Here is a 26,943-nt window from a genome sequence, read left to right as displayed (position 1 = left end):
TTATTTATAAATTTGCCGTTCTTGTTTAGAGATCGTACGGCATCCAATCTTTTATTATTATCCTGCTCTAAGATTATCCATCTTTCCTAGCTGGCGAAGCATTTTAAAATGCTCTCCTACTGCCGAGACAAAATTATGATTATTATGATATGGCAAACCATATTCCTTTGCGGTTTGCGCTACAATATGCGAAATTTTTCTATAATGAACATGACATATATTTGGTAATAAATGATGCTCAATTTGGTAATTTAATCCCCCAATACACCAGGAAAACAACCTGCTTTTTGGTGAGAAATTACTCGTTGTAAAAAGTTGATGGCTTGCCCAATCCCCTTCTACAATACCTTCTTCATTAGGCAAAGGATATTCTGTTGTTGGGACAATATGTGCTAATTGAAAAACTGTTGTGATCATTAATCCGGTTACAAAATGCATGCTTATAAAAGCCAACACAATGATCCACCAGGCTACCGGAGCCATAATGATTGGTAAAACCAGTACAAATCCAAAGGAAAGTACTTTCCATCCGATAACTTTCATCAACTCGGTGTTAAAAGCATTTCCTCCTTTAAAAAACCCCATTTTCTTAAAACGAGCCATTCTAACAAAATCTTTCGCAGTTACCCATGATACTGTTGAAAGGCCATAGAAGAACCACGAGTAAATATGTTGGAATTTATGTATGAAATATCTTTTGGTATGTGGTGTAAACCTTAAAAAAAATGGCGGATTTATATCATCATCTGCCTCTTCTATATTAGTGAACGTATGATGCAGTACATTATGCTGTATTTTCCAGATGCTGGCATTTGCACCAATCAAATTCAACGTGTATCCCAGATACTGATTTACTTTCTGGTTTTTGGAATATGAATTGTGAATTGCATCATGCATTACACCCATTCCAATTCCGGCCATTCCAAATCCACTAATGATATATAAAGTGAAAATTAACCAAATACTAGTTACTATTCCAGTATTGATAATGACCAATGGAACAATAAATACCAAAAGCATTAAAACCGTTTTTACGATCATACTGCCATTAGCATGCTTACTAATATTATTAGTTTTGAAATAAGAATTTACCCGACTTCGTAGAGTCTTTGAAAAATCGGAAGCTCTTTTCTGAGCAAATTTTGGATTATTGATACTGGTACTGTTTTATTTTAATGTCTAAATACTAAAGTGACTAAAACTTGATATATCCTGAATGGATCTTAAGTGAAGAAAACTAAATTATTTTAACTATGCAAATGTACACTTAATTGTTTAGTGCTCATCACAATAATCTATTAATTTTCAATAATTTACAATTCAGGATAGTTTGTAGACTACTTAGAATAGAAAATAATCTTTATAAATGCTACTAGATTTTCTTAACTCGTACAGCGTTAAGTCCTTTCATTCCTTGTTCAAGTTCAAAACTTACTTTATCGTTCTCATCAATTTCATCAATAAGACCGCTAACGTGTACAAAATATTTCTCACCGGTAGTTTTCCCTATAATGAATCCGAAACCTTTTGAATGATCAAAAAATGAAACTTTTCCTTCAGTATCTGTCTCAGGTTCGTCATATTCTCTATCTTCTTTCTTAGGGATAGCGATCTCAATATCTTCAGCCTCTACTTCTACTTTCTGGGAAGGATCTGGTGGAGTATCTGTTAGATTTCCATCTGCATCTACATAGGCGATCATATCTTCAAATGAACCTCCTTTGTTAGAATTTTCTTTTCTCTCCAGCTTCTTAGCTTCTTTTTCTTTTCGCTTTTTAAGCTTCTTTTTTTCTTTTTCTCGTTTGTTTTGGGTTTGTCCGGATCTTGCCATTCACTAAATTTTAATTACTATTCGTTTCAAACTTTGATGTTTTGAACCAACTAAACGAATACCAGAAAATTTAATGTGTAAGATTATCTTTTGAAGGTTTAATTTAGAGAGAGCAATGGCTGAGCTCAGCCTGCATCAAAATTTTGGTAAAGATAGTCATAGGAATCCGATTATAAAAGATTTAAAGCTCAGACTTAATAAAATTATTATTTATTAAGCATGTCTTATAATAATCTGTTAAAAATAAGCTTGTTATAGAATATATACTTAGTCCGCATCTTTAATAAATTCTGAAGGCATTTTAACGAAACCTAAGTAACATTCGTTTTAATCGGTTTTTAAGGTCACCTTAACAACTTGTCCGGTTTCTATATATTTAGAAAAAGTTCTTCATTAAGAGCTGAATCCTAAGTTTGATATTTTAGAAAAAAATTATGAATATAAAAACTGGATACTGCTTGATGACTATTAACTTATATGCTTAGTTTTCTGATAATGAATAGTTATTTCAAAGGCTTATTAAATTCATTAAGATGATTTAAAAGGCAGATTATAAGATTCTGAAATAGACCTGGAATAAAGCCTCTTATCAGTTAAAATGTTTTATGAATAATCAAATTAATTACAAAGAAAAGGAATATGAAAGCAGTAGGTTTCAAAAAGTCGTTATCCATTGAGAAAGAAAATAGTTTTATCGATTTTGAAATTGATAAACCAAAACCACAAAAGAGAGATCTCCTGGTTAAGATTAAAGCGATTTCAGTGAATCCTGTAGATTACAAGGTTCGGCAAAGTGCAGCAAAGGATTCAGAATTGGATAATCCAAAAATAATTGGCTGGGATGCTTCAGGAGTTGTAGAAGCCGTAGGCGATGATGTTGAAATGTTTAAGGTTGGTGATGAAGTATATTACTCAGGCGACCTAACGCGTCCAGGATGTTATTCCGAATTTCAGTTAGTTGATGAAAGAATTGTTGGTTATAAACCTGATAATTTAAATTGGGAAGAAGCCGCTGCTTTGCCCCTTACCTCTTTGACAGCCTGGGAATCTATATTTGATAGATTAAGAATTAAAGAAAATGAGGGTAAAGCTAAGACTGTACTTATTATAGGCGGTGCCGGTGGTGTTGGATCCATCGCGATCCAAATTCTTAAACAGCTAACTAATTTTAAGGTCATTGCAACGGCATCCCGGGATATTACCAAAAAATGGTGTGAGAAAATGGGAGCTGATAAAATTGTAGATCATCATAATCTTATGGATAGTATGGGAGATACTCGAAATGTAGACTACATTCTTAATTTTGCTGATACTTCTGGAAACTGGAAAGCAATGACCGAATTGATTGCGCCTCAGGGTGGAATTTGTTGTATTGTGAATACTACTGAAAATGTAGATTTAAACCTGATGAAGGAGAAAAGTGTAAGTTTTCATTGGGAACTTATGTTTACCAGAAGTATGTTTAAAACTGATGACATGATAATGCAGCATGAAATTCTGAATAAGGTAAGAAAGCTTATTGAGGCCAATAAGATAAAAACTACTTTGAATGAAACATTCGAGGGTTTAAGTGCAGAAACTCTGAAAAAAGTACACAAACTACAGGAATCAGGAAAATCGGTAGGAAAGAATGTGATTTCCTTTTAGAGAAAATTAGAATTTGTATATAATGTTTTTGTACTATAATTGTTTTGTCACCCTGAATTTATTTTCAGGGTCTCAAGTTATCTTATTAATCTTATGGGATTCTGAAACAATCCCGATAGTTATCGGGACAGAATGACGCAATTTATGATTTTATGATACTTTGTGGATAAAAAAAATAGAAGAAATAAAACCCGCCGAATAGCGGGTTTCATTATAATTACTGTAATAGCAAATTAACTGAAAGCTTTTGCTCCGGCATTTGCTACTTCATGATCATTCTCAACGGTACTTCCGCTAACACCCACAGCTCCCAAAACTTCACCATCACTATTTTTAATGATCACGCCTCCGGGAAATGTGATCAAACCATTGTTAGAATGTTCTATATTAAACAATGCGCCTCCAGGTTGAGACAACTTTCCGATCTCTCCTGAATCCATATCAAAATACCTCGCAGTTTTAGCTTTTTTAATAGCAATGTCTTTAGATCCTAACCAGGCTCCATCCATTCTTACGAAGGCCACAAGGTTTGCGCCTTCGTCTACCACTGCAATATTCATTTTTGTATCTATTTCAGCAGCCTTCTTTTTCGCGGCTGCTATGATCTTCTCTGCTTTATCTAAAGTAACTTTCATGCAATTTCATTTTTTAGAATTAAAAAGGACAAAAATTTCAATTGTGGGAAACAACTTTTTTAGAAATTTTTATCCTTAACCAACAACAAATTCAGTAATAAGAATTTTTCATAGCAATCTTTTCCCGATATGCTTATTACTCCTTTGATGCCAGAATATCAATTTTTTTAATTTCTGGTTTTTCGACTAACAGTGTATCAGCATTTGCCATTAATTTTTCAGCAATTGCTCCATTTAAATGAGCTTCCCTCCCATCTTCATTTTCAAATGTGTCGAATATACCGAAGCTATTTTCATCGATCTGAAAACTATACCAGGTAATTGTTTTTTCTTCTTTCTTTGCTAACTCAACAGCATCTTTTAAAAAGGAAGCCACATCAGATTCTTTTCCGGGTTTCGCTTTAACTGTTGCTAATAATCCATATTTCTTCATAATTTCAATCTTTACATTCATTTAAAGATACAATTAATAAAGCCTGATATAATTGATGTATGTTAGGTTCAGCTGTTAAAAAATGTTAAGTAAGAGTACTTCTTTATTATTTTCCTCATGCTTTCGGGTTTTATACCTAAATAATTGCCAATTTGGCGATTCCTTGCTTTTTTCCAATTTTGCAATTCGTTTGAACTCATCTTGAGATTCTGTTTGGAACCGAGAATAAAAGTATACTCCTAATGAAAGCTTTTTAGATTAGCACAGCCATAGCTTCAATAAGAAAAAAAGATCAACTTAGGGAACAGAATACTAAGTTTTCAGGCAAAGGAAGTCAGGACGAATTCTAATACAAAATTAAATAGTTTTAAAACTTTCAAACATAAAAAAAGGCCGGAAACACGTCCGACCAATATTTTATAACTTAAACTGATTTATGCATTTTTTTCAAAAGAAATTTTGGTAATTACTGCGTAGGATGTAATTGCATCACCGCTTACATGCGCCTTCATTTCTTTTACATAAACAGATTTTATATTTTTTATTGATTTAGAAGCTTCTTTCACTGCATTTCTTGTCGCTTCATCAAAACTTTTTTCAGAGGTTGCTATAACTTCAATAACTTTCACTATTCCCATAATATATAATTTTAATTAAACATTTAATTGCCTGAATTTACTCATTAGTAAATTGGATTTCAAATGATTAACAGAAGATTATTAAAAATGGCATTTTTTTTATTTAGCTATCCTTCTCTTTTATAGGAATTAAATAAACCGGAATTTTTGTCTTTTCGAGAATATGACTTGCAGTTGTTCCCATCAAAATTTTTTCAAGAACCGAATGGCTATGGGTACCCAAAACAATCATGTCCGCATCCCATTCTTTAGCATATTGCAGAATCGCAGAGGCGGTAGGTCCATCAGCCATATGAGTGGATACAGATGGATCATTCAAATGGTTAGCGGCGGTTTCTATAAAATTTCTGGCTACCTCTTTTAGTTCTGAAATAACATTTAGATCTACCGACATTTCATTATATCCTTCATAACCCATAAAACTCGGATAATTCATTCCATAATAACCAACATCTGCCAGAACATGAATTAAACAAACTTCAGCTCCAAGCTTTTTAGCGAGGTCATATCCCTTATGAATAACTTTTTCTGAATTTGGATTATAATCCACTCCTATAAGAACCTTTTTCATGATAAATAATTGGTCCTTCTAAGTTAAGTAAAATCTATAAAAAAGATGAATAGGGAGCGCTTGAATATATCACACCTGGTTTTATCAAAGAAAGAAATGATGCTTACTAAGCGAAAATCGAAGAGATTTGGATTAAGCTAAAGAAAGCGTATTGAAGTATTTTATATATAAAAACTGGTCACTCCTACTTTAAGCTCCAATCTGGATATTTTAATTTTTTACAACTATAAGTTCTGCTTTAGCTCCGGTAAGAAGGTTCCACTCTTTAACAGCTAGTTGATCTCCCTTTTCACTTAAAACACGCAGTTCTGCTGTATTTGGTCCAGAACTACCCTGATTTAGAGCTACAAATTCAATACTATTAAAACCATCTTGCAGTGTTACTAGAATTGGGGTGAAACCGGCTCTTAAACTAACACTGGCAGCTACAAGCTCCCCATTTACAAATATTTGTACTTTATCACCATCGATATACTGGTGATCCCGACAATAAACTTCAACAAATTTCCCCTGGGTAACTACATTTCCCAGGCTTTGATCCATTCTAAATTCCTCTTTAATTTCGTTGTCTTCTGCCCATCTTTTTTTGATGACATCAGCTTCTGTCATTAAGCCTTTCGGGTTATCTCTAAGATCTATAGGTTTCGGTTTTTCCTTTAAGAACCTGCTTTTTGTTTCTGTTTCTTCATTTTTAAGAATCGGAAATCCTGTAGATTTTGATTCTTCAGCTTTAAAAATAGGTCCGGTATTAGTAGTGCGGGGAATTTCTACCTGGGAAAATCCAGTAAAGCCAATACTAAAGAGTAAAATAAAAAGTAATTTCGAACGCATATCTGTAAATCTTAAGTCCACTTTATGATATCAAAAATACAGCCAAAATTCCAATCTTGTTGCTAAAGCTTCATCTTTCACATGTAACCTATCAGTTTAATCCTCCGGAAAATTTGGGTCTTTCTTTAATTCTTCTATCTGTGCGGTATGGCGTGCTGTATGACCAGCCATAAATAAGAGCGTTTGATATCCGTCAATCTTTCCAAAAGGAAATTCATTTACAAAACTTCGCATATCCACCTCTGAATCTTTTAACCAATCTACAAGTTCTTCCCGTTGATCCTTAAAAGCCTCAATGGCTTCATCAGCGTTTTTAAATTTATTTGAAGGTTTAAACTGATCCTGAGTTGGAATTTTTTTAGATCTATCGGTAATAAATTGAACCACTTCTTCATCAGTCATTTCTACTTCTTCATTCATGGTAGAAGTATTTTCGCTTACTCTGGATTCAAGCAGAGATTTTAAAGAAAACTCCACTATATTAATATGTTCAATAATCTGTGCTGCAGACCAACTATTTTCATCTATTATAAATTGCATTTGCTCGCCAGACAATCCCTGTAAACTTTCTTCCAAAGCTTCCTGGGTTTCATCTAAATACTCAAAAACATCAATTTTGTTTTCAATAATTACCCGCTCTTCACAGGAACTTTTATGATTTTGACAGAAAGTACTTCCAATATAGAGTACACCTAAAATCGAAAAGCTTATTAATGCTGCTAAAGTTTTCATATTCAAGTTATTAAAGGTTCTTATTTAAAGTTTATTTATACTTCTTTATTTGTTTAATGTACGTTCTGAGCTCCACGATTTTATTTTCATTAGTAGTAGAAAATGTATAAATATCACAAAACGCGTATTTTCTTTTCTTGCCAGGTTCAACCATAAACTCAACAATCCCTTCAACAACAGATTTTTCTTTAAAAGAGATTATATCCTGAACGGTTATATCCATTGGACCTCCAGTCTTCATCCTATTAAGCGACTTTTCAAATTCTTTTCTTCCTGAAATTGTTTTTTCTCCAATTATTTTCCATTGGATATCATCCGTAACATTATCTGAAAGGAATTTTGTGTCACAATCTGCAAAAGCATTGTTTAATTTTCTTATTAATTCTTCTCTGCCATCCATGATCATTTAGATTTCTTCGATAAGAGATAAAATATTACCTGCGGGATCCTTAAACCAGGCAATAACAGGCCCTACATCTCCTTTATGTATTCCTCTGGAATCAGTTTTAAGCTCATTTTCATAGGTTTCAAACTGAATACCTTTTTTAGTAAGCAGACTTACTTCCTCTTCAATATTATGGACAATAAAATTAAGAACTGTAAAATCTGCTGGTTTATGATCTTCTTTAAGATAGATTAATACCTGGCAATTTTTCAATTCTAACTCTAGTAGTCCCATCTTATTTTTCTTAGCTTTTATGCCAAGAATGTTATTATAGAATTCTTTGGAACGATCTATATTATTTGTTGAATATGTAGTAAATGCCTTTGAATTAGTCAGCATAAAACTGATTTTTAGTTGTTTACTTTTAAAGTTACGTTATTATTCTAAAACCAGGGGAAAAATGATGTGGACTTCTAAAAACTAAAGTGAAGCCTAAGTATTTGAATATAAGTCGAAACTACAGCTATTACAAATCGCATTTTAGTTCTACTGGGAAAAGTGTAAATTTGATTTGAAAAATTTTAAAATATTATAATGGAGGTTCAGGAAATACTGAAGAATAATTCAATAGCTAATAAATTCATATCTCAATTAAGGGATACCGGTATTCAAACAGATAGAATGCGATTTCGAAGAAACATCGAAAGACTTGGGGAGATCATGGCTTACGAACTCAGTAAAGAGTTGGAATATCAAACTTCTGAAGTAAATACTCCTCTTGGAAAATCGAATGTTCCAATGCCTAAGAACGAATTGGTGATTTGTTCTATACTTCGTGCCGGATTGCCGCTACATCAGGGAATACTAAATTATTTTGACGATGCTGAAAATTCCTTTATTTCCGCCTATAGACATCATCCTGATAATGATGAGAAATTTGAAATTCTTGTAGAATACCTGGCTTCCCCTTCTTTAGAGGGAAAAACGCTTGTACTGGCCGATCCTATGTTAGCTACCGGAAGATCGTTTGTGAATGTTTTAAAAGCTTTAGAATCTATGGGAAAACCGGAAAAAATCCATTTAGTTTCTGTGATTGGATCTGATGAGGGTGTAGAGTATTTAAAATCTGAATTTCCTGAAAATTCCAAATTATGGATCACCACTATAGATCATGAGCTCGATAAAAACGGGTATATCGTTCCGGGATTAGGTGATGCCGGCGATCTTTGTTATGGTAACAAATTACAACATTAGAAAGGGTAACCTATCGCAAAGTTAAATACCGGGCTTCCAAAATCGTTCACCCATCGATCCCCGACAGGTTTCTGAGGATCGTGCATTGGAAATGCAAGATCGAATCTTATTACAAAACTTTGAATATCGATACGTAATCCTGCTCCGGCACCAATTCCCAATTCCGTAAGGAAATCAGACTGAAATTGACCCGCTTCTCCTCCGGTATCAGTTTCAGAATCAGAATTCCATACATTCCCTGCATCTATAAAAAATGCTCCGTTTAAATAAGTTACAATTGGGAATCTATATTCAGCATTGGCTTCGAATCGTATATTTCCCGACTGGTCTCTATATCCAGAATCCTCTTCTTCCTGAATATAAGTTCCAGGGCCTAAAGAACGTGTACTAAATGCTCTTACACTATAAGGTCCTCCAGAAAAATATTGTTTGCTAAAAGGTAAAACTTCAGAATTACCATATGGAATTCCATAGCCTCCAAAAAGTCTTGTGGCAATGGTATTTTGTTTTCCCAATCTAAAATGATATCTAAGATCCAGATCGAGTTTTGCATATTGTGCATAGTTTAATCCAAAAACTTCATCTTCACCTTCCTCATTCTCCGTTCCTATGAGACTCATGGTATTTCCGGCAATATCGAAATTTGTATTCACAAAGAACACATGCTTTTTTGTGGCATCTATCATCCCGTTATAAATGAAAGAATATCTTAGACCCGCAATAAATTCCTGATCAAAACTTCTTTGTAAAAATGAATTTTCATCAAGAATATCGTTAAATTCTTTACTTGTATTACTTAGCTGGACAAAATTTAAGCTGATAGGATCAAACTCATGGGTAACATATTTATTGGCATTCCAAAAATATCCGAAGGATGCATTTAAGGAAGCTAGCGTAAAAAGCTGCGCTCTTCTTAAATAGTCTCCTCCAAGGCTTATTTTTGTTTTTGGGATGTCATATTCAAAAAAATTATTATTAAACTTTATAGGAAATAATAGCCTGGGAATAATAAGATCGTTACTTATTCCCAAATTAAGTGAATTTCTTCCCGGAAGCCCTCCAGACCCTAATTGTACTTCGTAACCCAGATTTAAAGAAATATCCAGTCTTTCTCCTCCTTTGAACAAATTCCGGTTAGAAAATGTAAGTCCTAAATGAGGCCCGGCAAAACTATTCGATTTAGTAACACCCTGTATTTCGGCTTTAATTGCTCTCTTTTTCAGGGGTGATAAGAAAATATTCGCTTCAAGCAATCCTAAACTATCCACTGCAAGTGTATCTACTTCATCATACCTAATGTTTACAAATTTATAAGCTCCAATGGTTCCCAGTCTTCGGCTGGTTGCTCTGGAATCTTTAGGGCTATAATTTTCACCAGATTCTATAAGGATGTATGGGTCAAGATATTTTGGTTTAAAGAACAATTCATCCTGCAGGTAGTTTTTATCATTAAAGCGTTTATAATTATTGGAGACGCTATCTTCATCAACATTATAATTCGCATAGACATTCACATTTGAAACTCGATAAGGAATAACAGATTTTGAAGGAACATCTTTTTTCAATCTAAGAAACAAATCAAATTTCTTTTGGTCATATTGATTGGTATCTGCTTCGAAGATCAAAAAACCGGGGTTAAAGTTATAGTAACCAATACTTTTTAAATGTAGGTCGATACGTTCTCTTTCCAGCTTCAATTCTGGGAGATCAAACCGCATACTTTCTTCAAGTAGTGTCTCCCCAAGATTCTTTTTGATCTCCCGGTAAACCAGTAGCGAATCTGTATCCATCTGATACGTTGCCATAGTATATGGTTCTGGAACCGTAAGATCATAAGAGACTGATGCAGTTTTTGAATCTTCATTGATCTCGGTATCTGAACTTACCCTGGAATAGAAAAAGCCCCTGTTCTCTAAACGATTTAAGAGTAGATCTTCTGTATTGATAAGATCTACATCTGATACATAAACCGGTTCTTCTCCTAACTTCTTGTTTAGAAATTTATTAATAAAGCCCGGTTTCTCTCGTTGAGATTTATAATGATAATAAAGTCCCGGTCTCATTCCCAGGATCTGACTATTAGGTTTTGGCCTTAAAACACTTATAAGTTCATTTTTTAGTTGTGGTTCATTCTTAATGGTGGTATCAGATTCTATTTCAATACTTGCGCCCGTATATAACTGTTCATCTTCAGGTATAAATTTCTCTACACTACAAGCCTGAACAAGTATGATGGTTAAAATCACTAAAACGGAAACTCTAATTCTCATCGGCTTTGTTTTCTGATTTTGTAGTTTCTTTATCTTTATCCGTTGAATCCTTATCCTCCTCTTTCTTCTGAACCTTTTCCATCACCGCCTTTTCAAACATATTCTTGAATTTATTAAATTCCTTAGTGAAAATTAGGGCAATACCACTAACTACTAATTGTCCATCTATCACATTTTCGTATTGACTTCTACTGAAGCCTTTAATTCTCCATACCCCATCCTCGTCAAGCAGATAAGAAATACCAACATTTCCAATTACCGGAGTTGCCTCCTGCCCTGCCTGATTTCCTCCCTGGATATCTACGGCACTTCCAACCTCTACTACCAGCCTATCATCTAAAAATGCTTTTTGTGCGCTTATATCTAACTGAGTCCTATCCTGGGGGCCACCATCTCCCTGATAATCTGTAAAACTGTCTACGTTAAAATTAAGCTGAACCCCGCTTTCACCAACAAGACGACTGGAAAGCATATTTAATTGATCTGAAAGAGCACTGTTTAAATTATCCCTGGCAACGGCCATAGTTCCTCCCCCGGCACCTGTACTATTGCCTTCAGGAAAGAAACGATTAAGCACCAATAATGAAAATACCTGTTTGTTGAGTTCCTGTTCCTGGCTGTTTAATGTTTGCACCCTGCCATATACTTCACCTCCTGCAACACCTCTTTCACTTTCAGGCATATCTAAACCGAAAGAAATTGTTGGTTGCATTAATTCCCCATCAACATTTAAGTAGACCAGAAAAGGTATTTCCTGACGAAATTTATCAGATCCATTATCGAGGGCAGTAGTTTGTGCAGCCATAAGCGAAGAAGCAGAAGTTTCTACACGATAGATTGCACTAACATCTAATTGTGCATCAAAAGGGTCTCCAGCCCAGGAAACACGGCTCCCATCGGCAAGTTCAAAACGTCTTTTAACCAGGTTATAGAGACTCATTTCATAAAAACCGTCATTTACATTATAAATCCCGGTAAGCGCCATACGTCCATTAGGATACATATTAAAAATTAAATCCCCTTCGCCCTGTACCTGGAATTTATCCCCGGTTTCTTCATTGATAATAATGCTGAAAGTTGCTCCCTCATCAACACCAATTTTCATAAAAATATCGTAACCCGATATCACATAAGATTCTTCTTCGGTTTGGGAAAGAATATCCTCCGGGTTTTCTTTATTAACAAAAATTACGATACCATCTCTCTCCTGCATCTGTAATTCGGTTTCAGGAACCACATACGTGAAATCTGTACTTTCTTTGATATCTATATCCATATTTACAACCGGTAGCGTAAGATCTCCCGTAACGGTACCATCTACATCTACTACGGCAGTACCATAAAATAGATCATTATCTTCTTCGGTAGAATTAAGTAATCTAAATCCATCTGCCTGAACATCTAAATCGAATCCTGGATTCAGAAGATTTTCAGTAATAATTTTACCATTAACCACTATTGAATTATCATTTGCATCTTCGATATTAAAATTATCGAAATAAACTCCCTGGTTATCCAGCGTAAGCGTTTCGTTAGGAAATTCGAAATTTTCATTTAACATCGCAACATTGAATTTTGCGCTGGAAAACTCAAGACTCCCTTCATATATTGGTTCTAACACTGTACCGTTTAGGCTGATGTTTCCTGAAAAACTTCCATCCCCATTCTTGATCATCCCCTGTGAAAAACCTTCTAAAGCACTCATCTGAAATTTATTCAAATCAAGTTGCATGTCAAGTGTGGCTGATGGTTCTGCTGCTACATAAGAACCCGTGAGATCAAGATCTATTTCCCCACCTTTTAAAGCCATCTCGAAATCGTATTGACTAAATCCAGCAGATTCACCTTTAAGACTTAATGTATTTAGATCTACGCCCAGCATTTGTAATTGGTTGATCTCCATATTGGCAAGAATACCACTTTCACCAAATGGTTCTTCATAAACCAGGTTCCCATTGATCTGGCCCTGGGCTAATTTTTCTTCAGGATTCAGGTAATTTAATAAAGCGGCTAATTTGAAATTCTTAAAGTCAAGACTTAGATGATCCTTTTCAATTCCCGGTGTATCATTGCCAAGTTTCATTTCCTGATCATTCCTCGATAATCGAAAATTCTGAAAATCTAAATATTCGGTACCGAAACTTATTTGATTGGCATTATCAATTTGCCATGGATTTCCGTTAAGAATAAGATCTTGTGGCTCTAAATGAAATTTTAAGGTATCTCCCTGAAAATTAAGTTCAGATTTTACATGTACGATTTGCTTTTCCTCATAGAAAGAAGAAAAATCAAGGTTTAGTTTACTATTTAAAACATCCCCGGAAATTATTGTTTTCTTAATTGCCAGTGGGCCGGTATTCAATTCATTGAAGGCGAATTCAAAATTAAGATCTGATGGGTCCGATCGCAGTTCCAGTTTTAGACTATCGATCTCACTGCTGTAGTAATTAACAAAAGGTAAAGAGACTGAGGCATCTAATTTTCGTTCAGATTCTATGAAGTCTACGTTTATATCTACTGTATCCAGTTCTTCCAGATTTACCAGGAATACTTCGTTGAGAATTGGCGCCTGACTAATCTTTGCATCCAGTTTTAAATTTACCGGGTTGGTTATGCTATCTTCCTGATAATTTTCAGTAATATACCTTTTAAAGTGTCGGTTTATGGCAGCACTAAAAGCTCCCGGGCTGGCATTTGACTGAAGATTAAGATCCAGCATACGATTATCAACCATTACCGAGGTTGTATCTGTTCCTACAAAAGCAGCAGCCTCAAAATTACCCAGTAAATAGGTTTTATTATTGTATACCGCAACCCCATCTATAATTTCGGCTTCTAGTTCATAGGCGCTGGAATTACCTTCAAACCAACCTTTCAGCTCAAAACCAGTTTTTATACTTCTTCGTGTGAGACCAATTGCTTCAAGGTCTGCACCATCCATATAAACATTAAAATCGAACCTTGGAGAAACTGAATCCAGCGCTACCATTAACTGAGCTTCCATATCCAGATTTGTATCCTGATACGTAAGATTAACCGGGCCTTTACCGTTTTCCAGTTCTCCCGTTATATCTACATCCCTGAACTCATATCCATTATATGTGAAAGATGAAATTTTGGTGTCCAGGCTGGCATTAAGATCGGAAACCGTGCTCCCACTTCCCGATAAGTCAATATCCAGTTGAATATCCCCTAAAGCCTCATTCTGCAACAAACTTCCTAATGAAATACTATCCCCGCGGACTTCAGCATCAAAAACCATCTTATCCCCCATTTCAAAATTACCATCTACAAAAAGATCACCATCGGTAGTTTTAAGATTTGCATTGGTTTTAATTTTGCTGGTATTTCCGGAAAAACTTCCCTGAAGACTCAACTTTTCTGGTAATTTAACTCCAAGATCAGATTCACTAACGAATTTAGTCAGGTCAGCTCTGGTAGAATTTAGCCGAACATTGGGCAAATTAAAACTTAGTTTTTCAGGATCCTGAGCATTTACGATACTTCCATTACCGTTAATACTGGTATTTCTCCATCTAATATTTAGCGAATTCAGGTTTAAATTATCAATCTTACCATTCACATTAAGATTACCCCGAATTGGAGAACCGGCAAGAGCTTTTATATATTCATTATTTTTCAGATCAGGCTGAAAGCTGTAAAAATCACTAATGTTTACATAAATATCCTGAAGACTTGTATCCAGTCTTGCGTCACCCGGATTATTCATAAAACTATTTAAATCATCATAGGTAAGAACAACTTTTCCTGCCAGTGAATTATTATTTGCCTGTAGATTTAAATTGGTGAATTCCATACGCTGGTTGTTCACTAATGCTTCAATATTAAACTGTTTGATATTGAAGCCGGAGCCTTCCTGGAATTTTAATTCTAAAATATTCAGTTTTGCCTCTTTATTTTGATAAACAATATCAGATGCCTGAAGCGTTAAGCTGTCTAATAAAATCGCATTGGGATCAAAAACTCCTTCGGTTACATTTGCATCATTTACATTATACGCCAAATTATTATGCTGTAGATCGATACTTTTAATATCAATCTTCCAGCCCGGCCATTCAAATCCGTCAGTAGTTTCAGCCACAGCTTCAGCGGAATTACCTGTAGAAGTATTTTGCTGCATTTTTAAGGCTATCCTGGAATCATGCAGTTTTATCTGAGATCCGGAAATGATGCTATCCTTAAGGTTGAAATTGGCTTCGGCCAGTTCAAAGTCATTTAATCCAATCTGTGCTGAAACAGAATCTGGAACTGAGTTATAAGAGGCACTAACATTGTTAAACTTAAGTTCTTCGATCCCGAAAACAGGCATTGGAGCCTCCTCTTCTTCCGAAGGAGGAAAAGGTTTGGTTTGATCGTAGCTGATATTAGCATTATTCAGAATAGCTTCCGATACCTGAAATGCCATATTCTGCAAATCAGTTTTAGAAAAAGAAAGCTTTAATTCTTCAAATTTCGCCTTGGTATCTATTCCTGAAACCTGGTCTATATATTTTATGTCGAAATCTTTTAGGTCAAAATCACCCAGGGAAATATCCATAGGAGCAGCAGAAGTATCAACCGGTGTTGTAGTTTGTGTCTGAGTAGTATCAGATGCAAAGGCTTCCATCAAAAACTCGTAATTAAACCCCTTAATAGAGTCTTTCCTGATGATATTGGCCTTTACATTATTCGCGTCGAGAGAATTCAAACTAAAACCATTGCCTTGAATTAAAGGCCAAACAGAAATATTTGCAGAAATACGGTTGGAATAAATAATAGTATCCCCTTTTGGATCTTCGATGTATAAATCATCTACCTGGATATCCCCATTAAATTGAATAAAAATTCTATCCAGATCGATTTTAGCACCCGTTTTTTTCTCAATAGAAGAGATGAATTTATCTTTAATAATATTCTGTCCCCAGGGACTTCTAATAAATAAAAGAATTAGCAATAAAAGTATAAGTATCCCGAGAAACACTTTTCCGGTGATCTTCAGTACTTTAAAAAGTCTCTCTTTAGCGGTGCTCAATTAGTAAATTTTAGCAATTTCCAAAGTTATCGTTTAGAGGTTGTAATCCGAAACTATAGAATCCTAATTTCTAATAAACTTGTGTTAAAATCCTTCAGGAATACAGTCAAGAAAGACTCTGATGCATTATAATTTCACCCCGGCTGTGGAGAATTTTTACACAGTTAATAGCTGTTTCTACAGTTTTGCACTTCGAATTAATAGACTAATTATAGCTGAATAAATCAAAATTTATATGATTTCAATTTATGTATATAAGAAGATAATATCATAAAAATCAAGGGTTCATAAGCCTTTTAAAATATTTAAGATATTAATTACGCCTCTATAAATGAGAAAATAAATCCAGAAATGGCACTATTATAGATTTTATGACCGCGATTAGTAAAACTAAATAATCAAACAATAAAAACTTAAAAATCTAAATTTATGAAAAAAGTAATAACAGTAACGGTATTAGCAGCTACCATGTTAACTTCATGTGTTTCTAAAAAGAAATACGTTGCGCTTGAAGGAGAATTAAACGATACCAGAAGTACGTTACAGAAAACTCGCGTTGAAAAAGAAGAAATTGAAGAAAAGTATGCTCGTATTGAAGAAAGAGTTGCTGATTATAATGCAAAGATAAATTCTCTTAGAACAGAAAATGAGGGGATGATGGAAATGAATGATCTTACGGTCATGTCTAAGAATACCAAGAATAAGATGAAGAATACTATCGCTAAAATGGATCCTGAAAAGGTTAAAGGTGCAAAAACACTGGAGGACTCTATTAATCTTGCAGTTTCATATAATTTAAAACAGAACATTTCTGAAGGCGCCGATGAAGATGATATTGACATTAGCGTAGATGAAACTGTAGTAATGATTAATGTTTCAGATAAACTTCTATTTGGAAGTGGTAGTTATAGAGTAACCGGTGAAGCTCAGCCATTGCTTAAAAAACTTGCAGAAGTAATTAATAGTGAACCTGCAATGGAAGTAATGATTGAAGGGCATACTGATGATAGAACTATGGTAACGGAATCTTATTTAAAAGATAACTGGGACCTTAGTGTAAGAAGAGCTACCTCTATCGTTAGAGTACTGCAGGATAAATATAATGTAGAGCCATCTAAACTGATCGCCGCCGGTAGAAGTAGTTACCAGCCACTTGTAGAAAACTCAAATAAAGATAATATGGCGAAAAACCGTAGAACAAGAATTGTAATTATCCCTAACCTGGATAAGTTCTTTGCAATGCTTGAAGGTGATGCTTCGGTAGCTAAGAATTAGATATCAAAATATAAGGTTTAAAAGAGGGAAAGTCTATTTGGCTTTCCCTTTTTTATTTTTATAATGGCTATAAACTGGATAAGGATACTATGAATAAATAATTTAAAGTTCCAAAACCTGCTATTTTTAAAATACGTTGTTGACTTACCTGGGAGAGGTTTATAAATTTTTATTATCTAATCTTAATCAATGAAAACTGAATTTAACGCAATGAGTTTAAGTAATTATTGTTCAATAATATGAGGTTTATATAATCAATGATTTTTCTATATTAATCCACTCTCATTGCTGATTGCTAACTAATCATACAAGGAAACCTTATTCGAGGTTATATAATGATTACCTGTTATTAGATTTATTTAAATTGAAAAAAAATCTCCCTGAGAACTATATAAACCTAATTATCAGAGACTTCGTAATTCTACCTGTTAAAATAATTATGACTGTAAGAATAGATTTATAAAGATTTTTTTTAAATAGTATGCTTTTCATCGATTAAAAAATGCTTTTTATCGATTTAATTAAATTGTTTTTCTATATTTAGTTTTATATTGAAAGCACAACCGAATATAATCGCCAACTTGATTTTTTTATTGATGATCTCCTTCTCGGGAATTTGTCAGAATAGTGCTTCTGCTAGTTTTACCGCCTCTGTAAATATTATTGAACCTATTTCTATTGAAACTACCTCAAATATGAATTTTGCTAGTATTGATGCTCGTAATGGTGGCTCTGTAATATTAAATCCAGATCATACAAGGATCACTACCGGTGATGTTCGTTTAGAGAATGCAGCAAGTGTTTCCGCAGCAGTCTTCGAAGTCAGGGGACAAAATGGCCATTCTTATAATATTAGTGTTCCCACGGGAGAGTTTAAAATGACAAATGGCACAAATGAAATTGTGATCAAAGATTTTCTTACAGATTTCAAGGCTGGTTCCAAAAATTCTGATACCCAAACCATTAGTTTAGGGGCTACCTTGCAAATTGAACCAGAGCAAATGCCCGGACATTATACTACTTCTTCCCCCATCGAAATAACGGTTAGCTATAACTAAAAATTTTAAAATTACTATTGTAAGTTTTTTCTTCTAAATACTATTCTTAGTGTTTTATGCTATTTGAAAGAGAATTTTCAATATTAAAAGTCAATCATTGAATATTTTTGCTTTTTAACGAGTTTAATCCACAGATCAACGAAAATTTTTGGTCAGTACAATCCCTTCTTTGCATATTTACCGCGCTAACAATCTATTAAACCTACTATTATGAAAAAAATTACTTTATTATTCGCAAGTTTATTCGTTTCAGGAGTTTCCTTTGCTCAAGCTGATTCAGATTCAGGAACTGCAGATGTAAATGCTGAAATCGTAAGTCCTATCAGTATTGAAAACGGTACCGCTCTAAATTTTGGTTCTATTAATGGTACTGCAACTGGTGGCGATGTCACAATAAATACTAATGGTAATAGAACATTCAGCAATGATGAAATGGATATTACCACTGCAACAACCGTAACAGCAGCCTTATTTAAAATTACTGCCTCTAATGGTTTTGGTTATGATGTTACAATTCCGGACACTGAACTTACTGGTCCTGGAACCAATATGGATGTTACTTTTAGTCATGATAGAGTAGCTGTTTCAGATAGAATTGGATCTGGAAGTGCTCAGGATTTAAATGTTGGGGGTACTCTAACCGTAAATGATGCCCAGACTGCAGGAGACTACTCAGGAACTGTTACAGTAACGGTAAATTACAACTAGTATAATTACCATATAAATAAATACGCCGTCTAGATAATGGCGGCGTTTTTTTTGAAACACTTTGCTTTCTTAATTTAGTGATTCAACAACCTCTCATGAAGAAACTACTCTTTTTTCTTTTTATTGGATTCTGTACGGGAGTTTGTGCTCAACACTCAGCTTCGGCTAGTGTAAATAGTACAGCTGTTGTAGTAGATCCTATAGAAATAACTAAAAATGTAGATCTTCATTTTGGAAATGTTATAAGTAGCTATAATCCCGGTAAGCTTATTTTATCTCCAGAGGGTAGTAGAACAGCATTTGGCATTCAGATTTCACCAGGAAACCCAGGTCAGGTAAGTGCTGCAGAGGCCATTGTAAAACATGGTAGCTATAACTACTCGATAACCTTACCAGAAAATTTCACTTTATTTAATGAGAATAATTCTAATCAATTTTTAATAATTGATGAATTTACGGTGAATCCGGAAGTTACAGGTGAAGAAATCGACATCCTTAAAATTGGAGCTACACTCAATCTAGAAGCAAATCAACCATCAGGTTTTTATACAAATTCATCAGGATTTAATGTTACTGTGAGTTATAATTAGTAGTATAGTGCACCTATTCTAGTAATTCAAAATATACCCCCCAAATGATTAGTTACAAATTTCGCTTCCTAACTTTACTTATTTCATTTTTTTGTTTTGTCAATATCTTTGCTCAAGGCGATCTTATGATCATGCCAAAGCGACTAATTTTTGATGGAACCCAAAGGTCTCAGGAAATAAATCTCGTAAATACTGGTAGTGATTCAGCCACCTATGCGATTTCCTTTATTCAGTATAGAATGAAAGAAAATGGAGAATTTGAACAGATTTCAAAACCGGATGAAAATCAAAGATTTGCTGATTCCTTCTTAAGATATTACCCAAGACGGGTTTCACTTGCCGCTAAAGAGGCTCAAACAGTTAGGCTTCAGGTAACAAGGACGAATAGTATGGAAGAAGGTGAATACCGTTCTCATTTATATTTTAGAGCTGTTGAAGACCAAACTGCACTTGGTAGTGAAACTAACAAAGAAGAAGAAAACAATATCTCTATAAATATTAAGACGGTATTTGGAATTAGTATTCCTGTAATACTCAGGAAAGGAAAATCTAATACTGAAATCAGGTTAAAAAATGTTTCCTTAGAAACCCTGGAACAACCTATACTTTCATTAGATATTGAACGAGATGGTAATATGTCTGTGTATGGAAACCTGGATGTAGAATATCAATACGAAAATTTAAAACCAGTGAAAGTTGGTATTGTAAAAGGAATCGCTGTATATACTCCAAATAATGTAAGAACCTTCTCTTTTCAATTACAAGACTCAGAAAATATAGATCTCTCTAAAGGAAAACTTCTCGTTTCTTATTCTAACGATACAGGAAAAAAATTGGCCAGTACTGTTTATGAACTGGAATAATTCAGAAATTTTAAGCTTAATATTGAAAGTATATAACGTATGAGAATTCTCCAACATACATCATATACTGTTCTTCTGATGATACTTTTAATTTTGGGATCTACAGATCTACAAGGTCAGAAAATTAATGATATTACCGTTAATTCTTCTAATGTATGTGCAGGAAATGAAATCATTATTTCATTTGAAGTAAGGAATGGAGGGAATAATCAATTTACTAGAAGTACTCAATACACTATTGAGTTTGGAACGGGGGTGGGAAATAACAATGACAATTTTTTAGCTAGAGGTGTTCAGTTACTTTTCACGGCCGATAACGCTCCCGATCCATTTAATAATGCTTCAGCTATAATTACAAAATCTTTTTTGATTCCTGATGATACCCCAGCAGGTAATATTTATGTGTTTAGGATAAGTTCTCAAAATCCTAATGCTGGAGGTAGTAAAAAGGAAGTATCAGATACCTTCGAGGTTTTTGCTAAGCCCGCAACCCCTTCAGCCAGCAGTAATACTCCTATTTGTAGTAGAGGAACTTTAATGCTTTTCGCCAATAGTTCTGAAACTAATATTTCCTATAATTGGACTGGACCAAACGGTTTTAATCGAACCAATGAACAAAATCCTACTATAAATAATGCTACCGCAGCAATGAGTGGCGATTACTCTGTAAGCATTACTAGCACTACTACGGAATGCGTTAGTAGCACTGCTACTATATCTGTATTTATAGAAGATGAAAACAAATGGAACGGTTCCGTCGATAACGACTGGAATAACCCGGGAAATTGGGATTGTGGCCGAATACCTGATTTAAATGAAAATGTTAGGATTTCTGGCACAGGAATTCCCAATTATCCTGTTCTAAATTCAGGATCAGCAGGCCAGAGCAAAAATATTATACTAGAAAGTATGGCTTCGCTAGAAGTTCTGGACAATGCACTGGAGATTTCGGGTATTATATCTAATAATGGAACATTCAATGCCAGTAATGGTACAATCGAAATGAAGGGGAACTCATTTCAAACTATTCCAAATAATACCTTTCTGAATAACAGAATTAAAAATTTAACGATTAATAATCTCTCTGATGTAAGTCTTTCAGGAGATCTGGAAATTACAGGAATCCTAAATGTAGAAAATGGAAACCTTAACTCAGCCGGCTTTTTGAAACTAATTTCTGATGCTACCCAAACAGCATTGATTGACGGTAATGGAACCGGTGAGATTATTGGAAATGTAACTATACAACGCTATATAGATCCTGCATTTGGGTATAAGTACATAAGTTCACCGTTTAATAACTCCACGGTAGGCGATCTTGAGTCTTATGTAAATCTTGATGCTTCTTTTCCCTTATTTTATGAATATGATGAAAACAGGCAAGATTTAGATGGTAATGATGCAACAGGTTGGTCTGCTTATACTACCCGTTCAGGTAGCTTAAATCCCGGGCAGGGATATGCAATAAATATGGGTACCTCTTCTAGTGCAGCCACGATAGAAATTTCCGGAATCGTAAATAATTCAGATTATAACCGCCGCCTTTCTAATAATAATGGCACTTATACTAAAGGATTTCATTTGGTGGGGAATCCATATCCTTCACCAATAGACTGGAATGCAACTTCGGGATGGAATAGAACAGGCATTGACGATGCCATCTATTTATTTTCAGCCGATAATTCTGATCAATTCACCGGAACCTACTCTTCTTATGTAAATGATATAAGCAGCAGTGGAACGAACAGCGGAATTATTGCCTCCATGCAGGGCTTTTTTGTTCATGTAACCAGTACGACTGGAGGCAATCTTGGAATGACAAATTCAGTAAGAATTAACGATTTCAACAATCATGAGTTTATAAAAGCCAGCGCCTCCACTACTCCATTAATTCGTATTGCTGCAGGTTTTGAAAATGAGCAATTGAACGATCCAATGGTGATATATTTTGATTCTTATGCTTCGCTTGATTTTGAAGCCGAACTGGATGCTTTAAAACTGATGAACACAAATAAGAATGTTCCTAATTTATATTCCATCTCAGCTAATAAACAGAAATTACTTTCTATAAATGCAATTTCAGATCCGGTTAAAAAAAACTATCAAAAAATACCTCTTGGATTATCTACTGAAAAAGCAGGAGATATTATTTTTAGCTTAAAGAACTTTGATAATATCTCTGAAAATTTCAATGTTTTTTTAATCGATCAGGAGCGTCAAACATCTATAAATCTTAAGAAAAGAGATTATAAAGTTTCCGTGGGAAAAGGCCAATTTAATACCCGATTCTTTCTTGCATTTTCACCATTGGATAATATCTCTTCAGAAGAGATTATAGAGCCTCCATTTACTTTGATGAGCAATCAACAAAAGATCAATATAAAAATGAATCTTTTGCAGCATGAAAATGGCACAATTCGTATTAGTGCGATAGATGGCAAATTAATAGAACTCGTTCCTGTAAGGGCCAACCAAGAAATAACTATTGATGGGATTAAAAGTAATGGCGTATATCTGGTAAGTTTCACCTCTGGAAATCAACAATACTCGAAAAAGGTAATCGTAAGAAAATAAGAAAAATTATGAGCTGCTCTAAATATCTTCTTTTTACTTTTATAAGTGTCTGTTTCAGTTCACTAAACCTTAATGCCCAGGAGAACCCGCCCATTCCTGTTCAGGTAGAAGTAAGCACCGCGCAGTCACTAAATTTTGGAGCTTTTGTTGTTGGCAATGCAACGGGAACCGTTAGTATAGATTCTTATGGTTTTAGAACACCCGGTGGGAGTGTCACTTTGCTCAATATGGGAGATCCGGAGTCGGCTGCTTTGTTTGATGTCTATGCAAATCCTGGAACCATTATTAACATAACCCATAGCGATAGTTTTTCTCTTTCTGGAACCAGTGGAGACGAAATTATACTAAAACTTGATAGTTATAGTACCGGTAAAACCTTTATCACCACTCAAAATTCTGACATTCCTAATCCCGTTACCATCGGGGGAACTCTATATCTTGAAAGCAATGTAACAAATCGCCCGGGTAAATATTATGGAACCATCTACGTAACCTTCAATCAGCAATAAGAATTCTATTAGTTAAATGCATCATTCCTTCGGAAAGTTCTTAAGATCCATATTCAGGATTTGCCTTTTTTCTTTATTCTTGACTGTGAGTAATTCTTATTCGCAGGATTATCCCGGATATGACGAACTTATCGTAGAGCTTTCTATTCCGAAAATTGGTAAAATTGAAGTTCCTATTGCAATTAAAGACCAGGAGGCTTACATTTCTTTTACAGATTTGTTTGATCATTTCAAGATAAAGAATGAGTATGATCCATCCTCAGGAATTATAAATGGTTTCATTATCACTCCTGAAGAAGCGTTTCTTATTGATCCTTCCGAAAATAAAATAAAATTTAAGGATAAAAGCTTCGTATTAACCGAAGATGATTTTATAAAAACTCCTACCACATTCTATCTTAGATCTGACCTTTTCGGAAAAGTATTTGACCTGAATACCGATTTCAATTTTAGACAGCTAGCCATTAATTTCAATACAAGCCTGGATTTACCAGTACTTAAAGAAATAAGACTTAAACAGGTAAGAAGTAATTTGAATAAGGTAAAAGGCATTGTAGAGCCAGATACCGTCATAGACCGTAAATACCCGTTCTTTAAAGGTGGTAATCTTGATTGGGGAATCACTACTACCCAGCAAACTAATGGTCCGGATGACAATCGTCTTAATTTGGGCGTGGGGACGATGCTTGCCGGTGGCGAAACCAATATATTACTTAACTATTCTGATAGAATACCATTTACTTCCAGAAATCAGTTCTATCAATGGAGGTATGTAAATAATGAAAATAAACTTTTCAAACAGGTAACGGCAGGTAAGATTTTTACCGGTGCCACTTCTTCCCTGTTTGCTCCTGTGGTGGGTGTTCAATTGAGTAATTCTCCTTTACAAAATCGCCGTTCCTACGGCTCCTATATTTTAAATGATTATACCGAACCTCGGTGGACGGTTGAGCTATACGTAAATAATATTCTTATTGATTATACAAAAGCCGATGCTTCAGGTTTTTATTCGTTTGAAGTACCTCTTATGTATGGAAGTACCAATGTGAATTTAAGATTTTACGGACCCTACGGAGAAGAACTTTCTGAAGAACGACTCATTAATATTCCATTTACTTTTGTACCGAAAAATGAACTGGAATACACTTTAAGCGCAGGAGTTGTAGAAGATGAGGACAATCGTAGATTTTCAAGGTTTAATCTTAATTATGGAATTTCTAATAGTATAACAATTGGTGGTGGAGCTGAATATTTATCTGATGTCACTAGCGGCGAGATAATGCCATTTATAAATACTTCCGTCAGGCTTACTCCAAATTTAATATTTTCAGGAGAATATAATTATGGAGTTAAAGGAGAAGGTTTACTGAGTTATAGAACCACGTCCAATATGCAGTTTGATCTTAATTATACCAAATATCATGAAGATCAAACTGCCATTAACTATAATTACCTAGAAGAGCGGGAATTTAGTTTTTCGGCTCCAATTAGAACCAAGGCTTTTTCAGCATATACACGGTTTACGCTGAATCAGATTATTCTCCCAACCACCGAGTTTACCACAGCTCAGCTACTGCTTTCAGGAACTCTATTCGGGATTAGTTCTAATTTAACCACCTATGCGATTTATAATGATCGTATAAAGGAACCTACCATTTATAGTAGTATTTCACAAACATATCGTTTACCAAAGCAGGTATTATTTTCTCCTCAAATACAGTTTGATATTTCAGACCAATCTCTTAGAAATATTAACCTGGAACTGGAAAGAGTAATTTTTGAACGAGGATTTTTAAATCTTTCTTATGAAAACAACTTTTTGAGAAATGCCTATTCTTTTGAAATCGGACTTAGGTATGCATTTAATTTTGCTCAAACTTCGGCAACTTCCAGAATTGGAAACAGAAACTCTTCCTTTATCCAATCAGCCCGCGGAAGTCTGCGCTACGATGATAATACAGGTCATATCGGGATTAGCAACAGGCCTGGTGTTACCCGTGGCGGACTTACCATAATTCCCTTCCTGGATTATAATGAAAATGGAAAAAAAGATAAGATGGAACCTGGAGTTTCCGGTCTGGAACTTAAATCTAAACCCGGAGTTCTTTCGTATAATGAAGACAAAACTATTTTAAGACTAAATGACCTGCAACCCTACATTAAGCTGCTACTTGAGGTTGAACCCAATAGTCTTGATAATATTGCCTGGAAAGTAGACAATCCAAAGATCCTTGTTGAAACGGTTCCAAATCAGTTTAAACCAGTGTATATCCCTGTAAGTGTGATCGGGGAAGTTTCAGGTTTTGTATTTCTGAAAAGTGAAGATAGAAGAAAAGGTCAGGGTAGAATTATCATTAATATTCTGAATGAAAATCAGGAAATAGTAGAAAGCGTTCTTTCTGAAGGGGACGGTTATTTTACCTATTTAGGACTTTCACCAGGAAATTATACGGCCGAAATCGATAAGCAACAACTTGAGAACTTAAAATTTATAAGTTCAGAAGCCCAATCTTTTGAAATTGAAATGAACGAATATGGTGATATTATTGATGATCTTGAATTTATCATCGAAGAAACTCAATAAGTAATTCCTAAGACTTTCAGTTTTCTTATTTCATTGCCCAACTTAAAATCAATTTCTTCTCCTACTTTTCTACCGGTTACTGCTTTCGCGATAGGAGCTACAAATGCGATCTTTTTCTTTTTAATATCGGCTTCATCAACTCCAACAATCTGAAATTCCTGTAATTGCCCCGAAGTTTCATTTGTAAGTTTAACCCTTGCACCAAATCTTATTTCATCTTTTGGCTGATCTTTTGAATCCAGAAGTCTCGCGGTTTGCAATCTTTCTGACAGCAAATTTATTTTTCCGTCAATTAGACTTTGGGCTCTTCTTTTTTCAGTATCATTTTCAGCTTCAACATGAGCTCTTTCATATTCTAGGTCTTTTAATTCCTGCTTAAGTTCAGCAAGCCCATTGGGTGTTACATAATTAGTAACTCCTTCGGGTATAGCCGCTCTTGGAGGAACCAAAACCGGTTCTTCCTGATCTTCTTCCTTTACAAATCCCCTACTCATAATTCAAGTTTAAAATATAATCTATGGAA

General features: G+C 34.6%; 23 protein-coding genes. 10 read left to right on the top strand and 13 right to left on the bottom strand.

Features of this window, described 5'->3' with window-relative positions; translation table 11 throughout:
* Positions 1-57: 57 nt before the first annotated feature.
* Both GFO_RS07395 and GFO_RS07390 read right to left on the bottom strand, forming a co-directional pair.
* Positions 58-1,020 (bottom strand): fatty acid desaturase family protein, encoded by a 963-nt coding sequence (locus tag GFO_RS07395; protein ID WP_041250294.1) that lies wholly within the window; start codon positions 1,018-1,020, stop codon positions 58-60.
* Between the two features lie 352 nt (positions 1,021-1,372).
* On the bottom strand, positions 1,373-1,831 hold the full coding sequence (locus tag GFO_RS07390) for a cold-shock protein (protein ID WP_011709460.1): 459 nt from the start codon (positions 1,829-1,831) through the stop codon (positions 1,373-1,375).
* 639 nt (positions 1,832-2,470) lie between these two features.
* On the opposite strand from GFO_RS07390, the gene GFO_RS07385 reads away from it, so the two are divergent.
* Entirely contained in the window at positions 2,471-3,478 is a 1,008-nt protein-coding gene (locus GFO_RS07385) for a zinc-binding alcohol dehydrogenase family protein (protein ID WP_011709459.1), read from the top strand.
* A gap of 233 nt (positions 3,479-3,711) precedes the next feature.
* Here GFO_RS07385 and GFO_RS07380 read toward each other — a convergent pair whose 3' ends face one another.
* The 8 genes from GFO_RS07380 to GFO_RS07345 all read right to left on the bottom strand — a co-directional run bounded on the left by GFO_RS07380 (position 3,712) and on the right by GFO_RS07345 (position 8,102).
* Positions 3,712-4,113 (bottom strand): GlcG/HbpS family heme-binding protein, encoded by a 402-nt coding sequence (locus GFO_RS07380; RefSeq protein ID WP_011709458.1) that lies wholly within the window; start codon positions 4,111-4,113, stop codon positions 3,712-3,714.
* Positions 4,114-4,249: 136 nt separating this feature from the next.
* On the bottom strand, positions 4,250-4,567 hold the full coding sequence (locus tag GFO_RS07375) for a putative quinol monooxygenase (RefSeq protein ID WP_011709457.1): 318 nt from the start codon (positions 4,565-4,567) through the stop codon (positions 4,250-4,252).
* 413 nt (positions 4,568-4,980) lie between these two features.
* Complete coding sequence (locus GFO_RS07370) at positions 4,981-5,184, bottom strand: dodecin family protein (RefSeq protein WP_011709456.1); 204 nt, start codon at positions 5,182-5,184, stop codon at positions 4,981-4,983.
* 103 nt (positions 5,185-5,287) lie between these two features.
* On the bottom strand, positions 5,288-5,755 hold the full coding sequence (locus GFO_RS07365) for a universal stress protein (RefSeq protein WP_011709455.1): 468 nt from the start codon (positions 5,753-5,755) through the stop codon (positions 5,288-5,290).
* Positions 5,756-5,965: 210 nt separating this feature from the next.
* On the bottom strand, positions 5,966-6,586 hold the full coding sequence (locus GFO_RS07360) for a hypothetical protein (RefSeq protein WP_011709454.1): 621 nt from the start codon (positions 6,584-6,586) through the stop codon (positions 5,966-5,968).
* Positions 6,587-6,682: 96 nt separating this feature from the next.
* Complete coding sequence (locus GFO_RS07355; RefSeq protein WP_011709453.1) at positions 6,683-7,318, bottom strand: DinB family protein; 636 nt, start codon at positions 7,316-7,318, stop codon at positions 6,683-6,685.
* Between the two features lie 31 nt (positions 7,319-7,349).
* Entirely contained in the window at positions 7,350-7,718 is a 369-nt protein-coding gene (locus GFO_RS07350) for a nuclear transport factor 2 family protein (protein ID WP_158308618.1), read from the bottom strand.
* Positions 7,719-7,724: 6 nt separating this feature from the next.
* On the bottom strand, positions 7,725-8,102 hold the full coding sequence (locus GFO_RS07345; RefSeq protein WP_011709451.1) for a VOC family protein: 378 nt from the start codon (positions 8,100-8,102) through the stop codon (positions 7,725-7,727).
* A 195-nt stretch (positions 8,103-8,297) separates the two neighbouring features.
* Here GFO_RS07345 and upp point away from each other — a divergent pair, with 195 nt between their 5' ends.
* Positions 8,298-8,957, top strand: a complete 660-nt coding sequence (gene upp / locus GFO_RS07340; RefSeq protein WP_011709450.1) for a uracil phosphoribosyltransferase — start codon at positions 8,298-8,300, stop codon at positions 8,955-8,957.
* On the opposite strand, the gene tamL is transcribed toward upp, so the two are convergent.
* Positions 8,954-11,227, bottom strand: coding sequence for a translocation and assembly module lipoprotein TamL (gene tamL, locus GFO_RS07335; RefSeq protein WP_011709449.1), 2,274 nt, complete (start codon positions 11,225-11,227; stop codon positions 8,954-8,956). The two genes, upp and tamL, sit on opposite strands and share 4 nt — an antisense overlap.
* A complete protein-coding gene (locus tag GFO_RS07330; protein WP_011709448.1) occupies positions 11,217-16,259 on the bottom strand; it encodes a translocation/assembly module TamB domain-containing protein in 5,043 nt (1,680 codons plus the stop codon). Before GFO_RS07330 ends, tamL begins: the two co-directional genes overlap by 11 nt.
* Before the next feature lie 429 nt (positions 16,260-16,688).
* Between GFO_RS07330 and GFO_RS07325 the strand changes: the two genes are divergently transcribed.
* The 8 genes from GFO_RS07325 to GFO_RS07290 all read left to right on the top strand — a co-directional run bounded on the left by GFO_RS07325 (position 16,689) and on the right by GFO_RS07290 (position 26,420).
* Positions 16,689-17,534 carry an OmpA/MotB family protein gene (locus tag GFO_RS07325; protein ID WP_011709447.1) on the top strand — a complete coding sequence of 282 codons (846 nt, stop codon included), beginning with the start codon at positions 16,689-16,691 and terminating at the stop codon, positions 17,532-17,534.
* A 596-nt stretch (positions 17,535-18,130) separates the two neighbouring features.
* Positions 18,131-18,592, top strand: coding sequence for a DUF4402 domain-containing protein (locus GFO_RS07320; protein WP_148264603.1), 462 nt, complete (start codon positions 18,131-18,133; stop codon positions 18,590-18,592).
* A gap of 210 nt (positions 18,593-18,802) precedes the next feature.
* Entirely contained in the window at positions 18,803-19,300 is a 498-nt protein-coding gene (locus GFO_RS07315; protein WP_011709444.1) for a DUF4402 domain-containing protein, read from the top strand.
* 95 nt (positions 19,301-19,395) lie between these two features.
* Positions 19,396-19,890 carry a DUF4402 domain-containing protein gene (locus GFO_RS07310; RefSeq protein ID WP_011709443.1) on the top strand — a complete coding sequence of 165 codons (495 nt, stop codon included), beginning with the start codon at positions 19,396-19,398 and terminating at the stop codon, positions 19,888-19,890.
* 131 nt (positions 19,891-20,021) lie between these two features.
* On the top strand, positions 20,022-20,753 hold the full coding sequence (locus tag GFO_RS07305) for a fimbrial biogenesis chaperone (protein ID WP_229664772.1): 732 nt from the start codon (positions 20,022-20,024) through the stop codon (positions 20,751-20,753).
* Positions 20,754-20,792: 39 nt separating this feature from the next.
* Positions 20,793-23,327, top strand: a complete 2,535-nt coding sequence (locus GFO_RS07300) for a T9SS type A sorting domain-containing protein (RefSeq protein ID WP_011709441.1) — start codon at positions 20,793-20,795, stop codon at positions 23,325-23,327.
* 8 nt (positions 23,328-23,335) lie between these two features.
* Positions 23,336-23,836, top strand: a complete 501-nt coding sequence (locus GFO_RS07295; protein WP_011709440.1) for a DUF4402 domain-containing protein — start codon at positions 23,336-23,338, stop codon at positions 23,834-23,836.
* Between the two features lie 85 nt (positions 23,837-23,921).
* A complete protein-coding gene (locus GFO_RS07290) occupies positions 23,922-26,420 on the top strand; it encodes a fimbria/pilus outer membrane usher protein (protein ID WP_148264602.1) in 2,499 nt (832 codons plus the stop codon).
* On the opposite strand, the gene GFO_RS07285 is transcribed toward GFO_RS07290, so the two are convergent.
* Positions 26,414-26,914, bottom strand: a complete 501-nt coding sequence (locus tag GFO_RS07285; protein ID WP_011709438.1) for a GreA/GreB family elongation factor — start codon at positions 26,912-26,914, stop codon at positions 26,414-26,416. The genes GFO_RS07290 and GFO_RS07285 overlap by 7 nt on opposite strands.
* Positions 26,915-26,943 lie beyond the last annotated feature (29 nt).

The organism is Christiangramia forsetii KT0803 (assembly GCF_000060345.1).
GTDB classification, from domain to species: Bacteria; Bacteroidota; Bacteroidia; order Flavobacteriales; family Flavobacteriaceae; genus Christiangramia; species Christiangramia forsetii.
Note: the sequence above shows the minus strand (reverse complement) of the source record. Positions and strands in the feature narration are given on the sequence as shown.

Bases quoted from the DNA above. Each gene is read 5' to 3' on its own strand.
- GFO_RS07395 (WP_041250294.1), bottom strand. From the start codon at position 1,020: ATGCTTTTGGTATTTATTGTTCCATTGGTCATTATCAATACTGGAATA.
- GFO_RS07390 (WP_011709460.1), bottom strand. From the start codon at position 1,831: ATGGCAAGATCCGGACAAACCCAAAACAAACGAGAAAAAGAAAAAAAG.
- GFO_RS07385 (WP_011709459.1), top strand. From the start codon at position 2,471: ATGAAAGCAGTAGGTTTCAAAAAGTCGTTATCCATTGAGAAAGAAAAT.
- GFO_RS07380 (WP_011709458.1), bottom strand. From the start codon at position 4,113: ATGAAAGTTACTTTAGATAAAGCAGAGAAGATCATAGCAGCCGCGAAA.
- GFO_RS07375 (WP_011709457.1), bottom strand. From the start codon at position 4,567: ATGAATGTAAAGATTGAAATTATGAAGAAATATGGATTATTAGCAACA.
- GFO_RS07370 (WP_011709456.1), bottom strand. From the start codon at position 5,184: ATGGGAATAGTGAAAGTTATTGAAGTTATAGCAACCTCTGAAAAAAGT.
- GFO_RS07365 (WP_011709455.1), bottom strand. From the start codon at position 5,755: ATGAAAAAGGTTCTTATAGGAGTGGATTATAATCCAAATTCAGAAAAA.
- GFO_RS07360 (WP_011709454.1), bottom strand. From the start codon at position 6,586: ATGCGTTCGAAATTACTTTTTATTTTACTCTTTAGTATTGGCTTTACT.
- GFO_RS07355 (WP_011709453.1), bottom strand. From the start codon at position 7,318: ATGAAAACTTTAGCAGCATTAATAAGCTTTTCGATTTTAGGTGTACTC.
- GFO_RS07350 (WP_158308618.1), bottom strand. From the start codon at position 7,718: ATGGATGGCAGAGAAGAATTAATAAGAAAATTAAACAATGCTTTTGCA.
- GFO_RS07345 (WP_011709451.1), bottom strand. From the start codon at position 8,102: ATGCTGACTAATTCAAAGGCATTTACTACATATTCAACAAATAATATA.
- upp (WP_011709450.1), top strand. From the start codon at position 8,298: ATGGAGGTTCAGGAAATACTGAAGAATAATTCAATAGCTAATAAATTC.
- tamL (WP_011709449.1), bottom strand. From the start codon at position 11,227: ATGAGAATTAGAGTTTCCGTTTTAGTGATTTTAACCATCATACTTGTT.
- GFO_RS07325 (WP_011709447.1), top strand. From the start codon at position 16,689: ATGAAAAAAGTAATAACAGTAACGGTATTAGCAGCTACCATGTTAACT.
- GFO_RS07320 (WP_148264603.1), top strand. From the start codon at position 18,131: ATGATCTCCTTCTCGGGAATTTGTCAGAATAGTGCTTCTGCTAGTTTT.
- GFO_RS07315 (WP_011709444.1), top strand. From the start codon at position 18,803: ATGAAAAAAATTACTTTATTATTCGCAAGTTTATTCGTTTCAGGAGTT.
- GFO_RS07310 (WP_011709443.1), top strand. From the start codon at position 19,396: ATGAAGAAACTACTCTTTTTTCTTTTTATTGGATTCTGTACGGGAGTT.
- GFO_RS07305 (WP_229664772.1), top strand. From the start codon at position 20,022: ATGCCAAAGCGACTAATTTTTGATGGAACCCAAAGGTCTCAGGAAATA.
- GFO_RS07300 (WP_011709441.1), top strand. From the start codon at position 20,793: ATGAGAATTCTCCAACATACATCATATACTGTTCTTCTGATGATACTT.
- GFO_RS07295 (WP_011709440.1), top strand. From the start codon at position 23,336: ATGAGCTGCTCTAAATATCTTCTTTTTACTTTTATAAGTGTCTGTTTC.
- GFO_RS07285 (WP_011709438.1), bottom strand. From the start codon at position 26,914: ATGAGTAGGGGATTTGTAAAGGAAGAAGATCAGGAAGAACCGGTTTTG.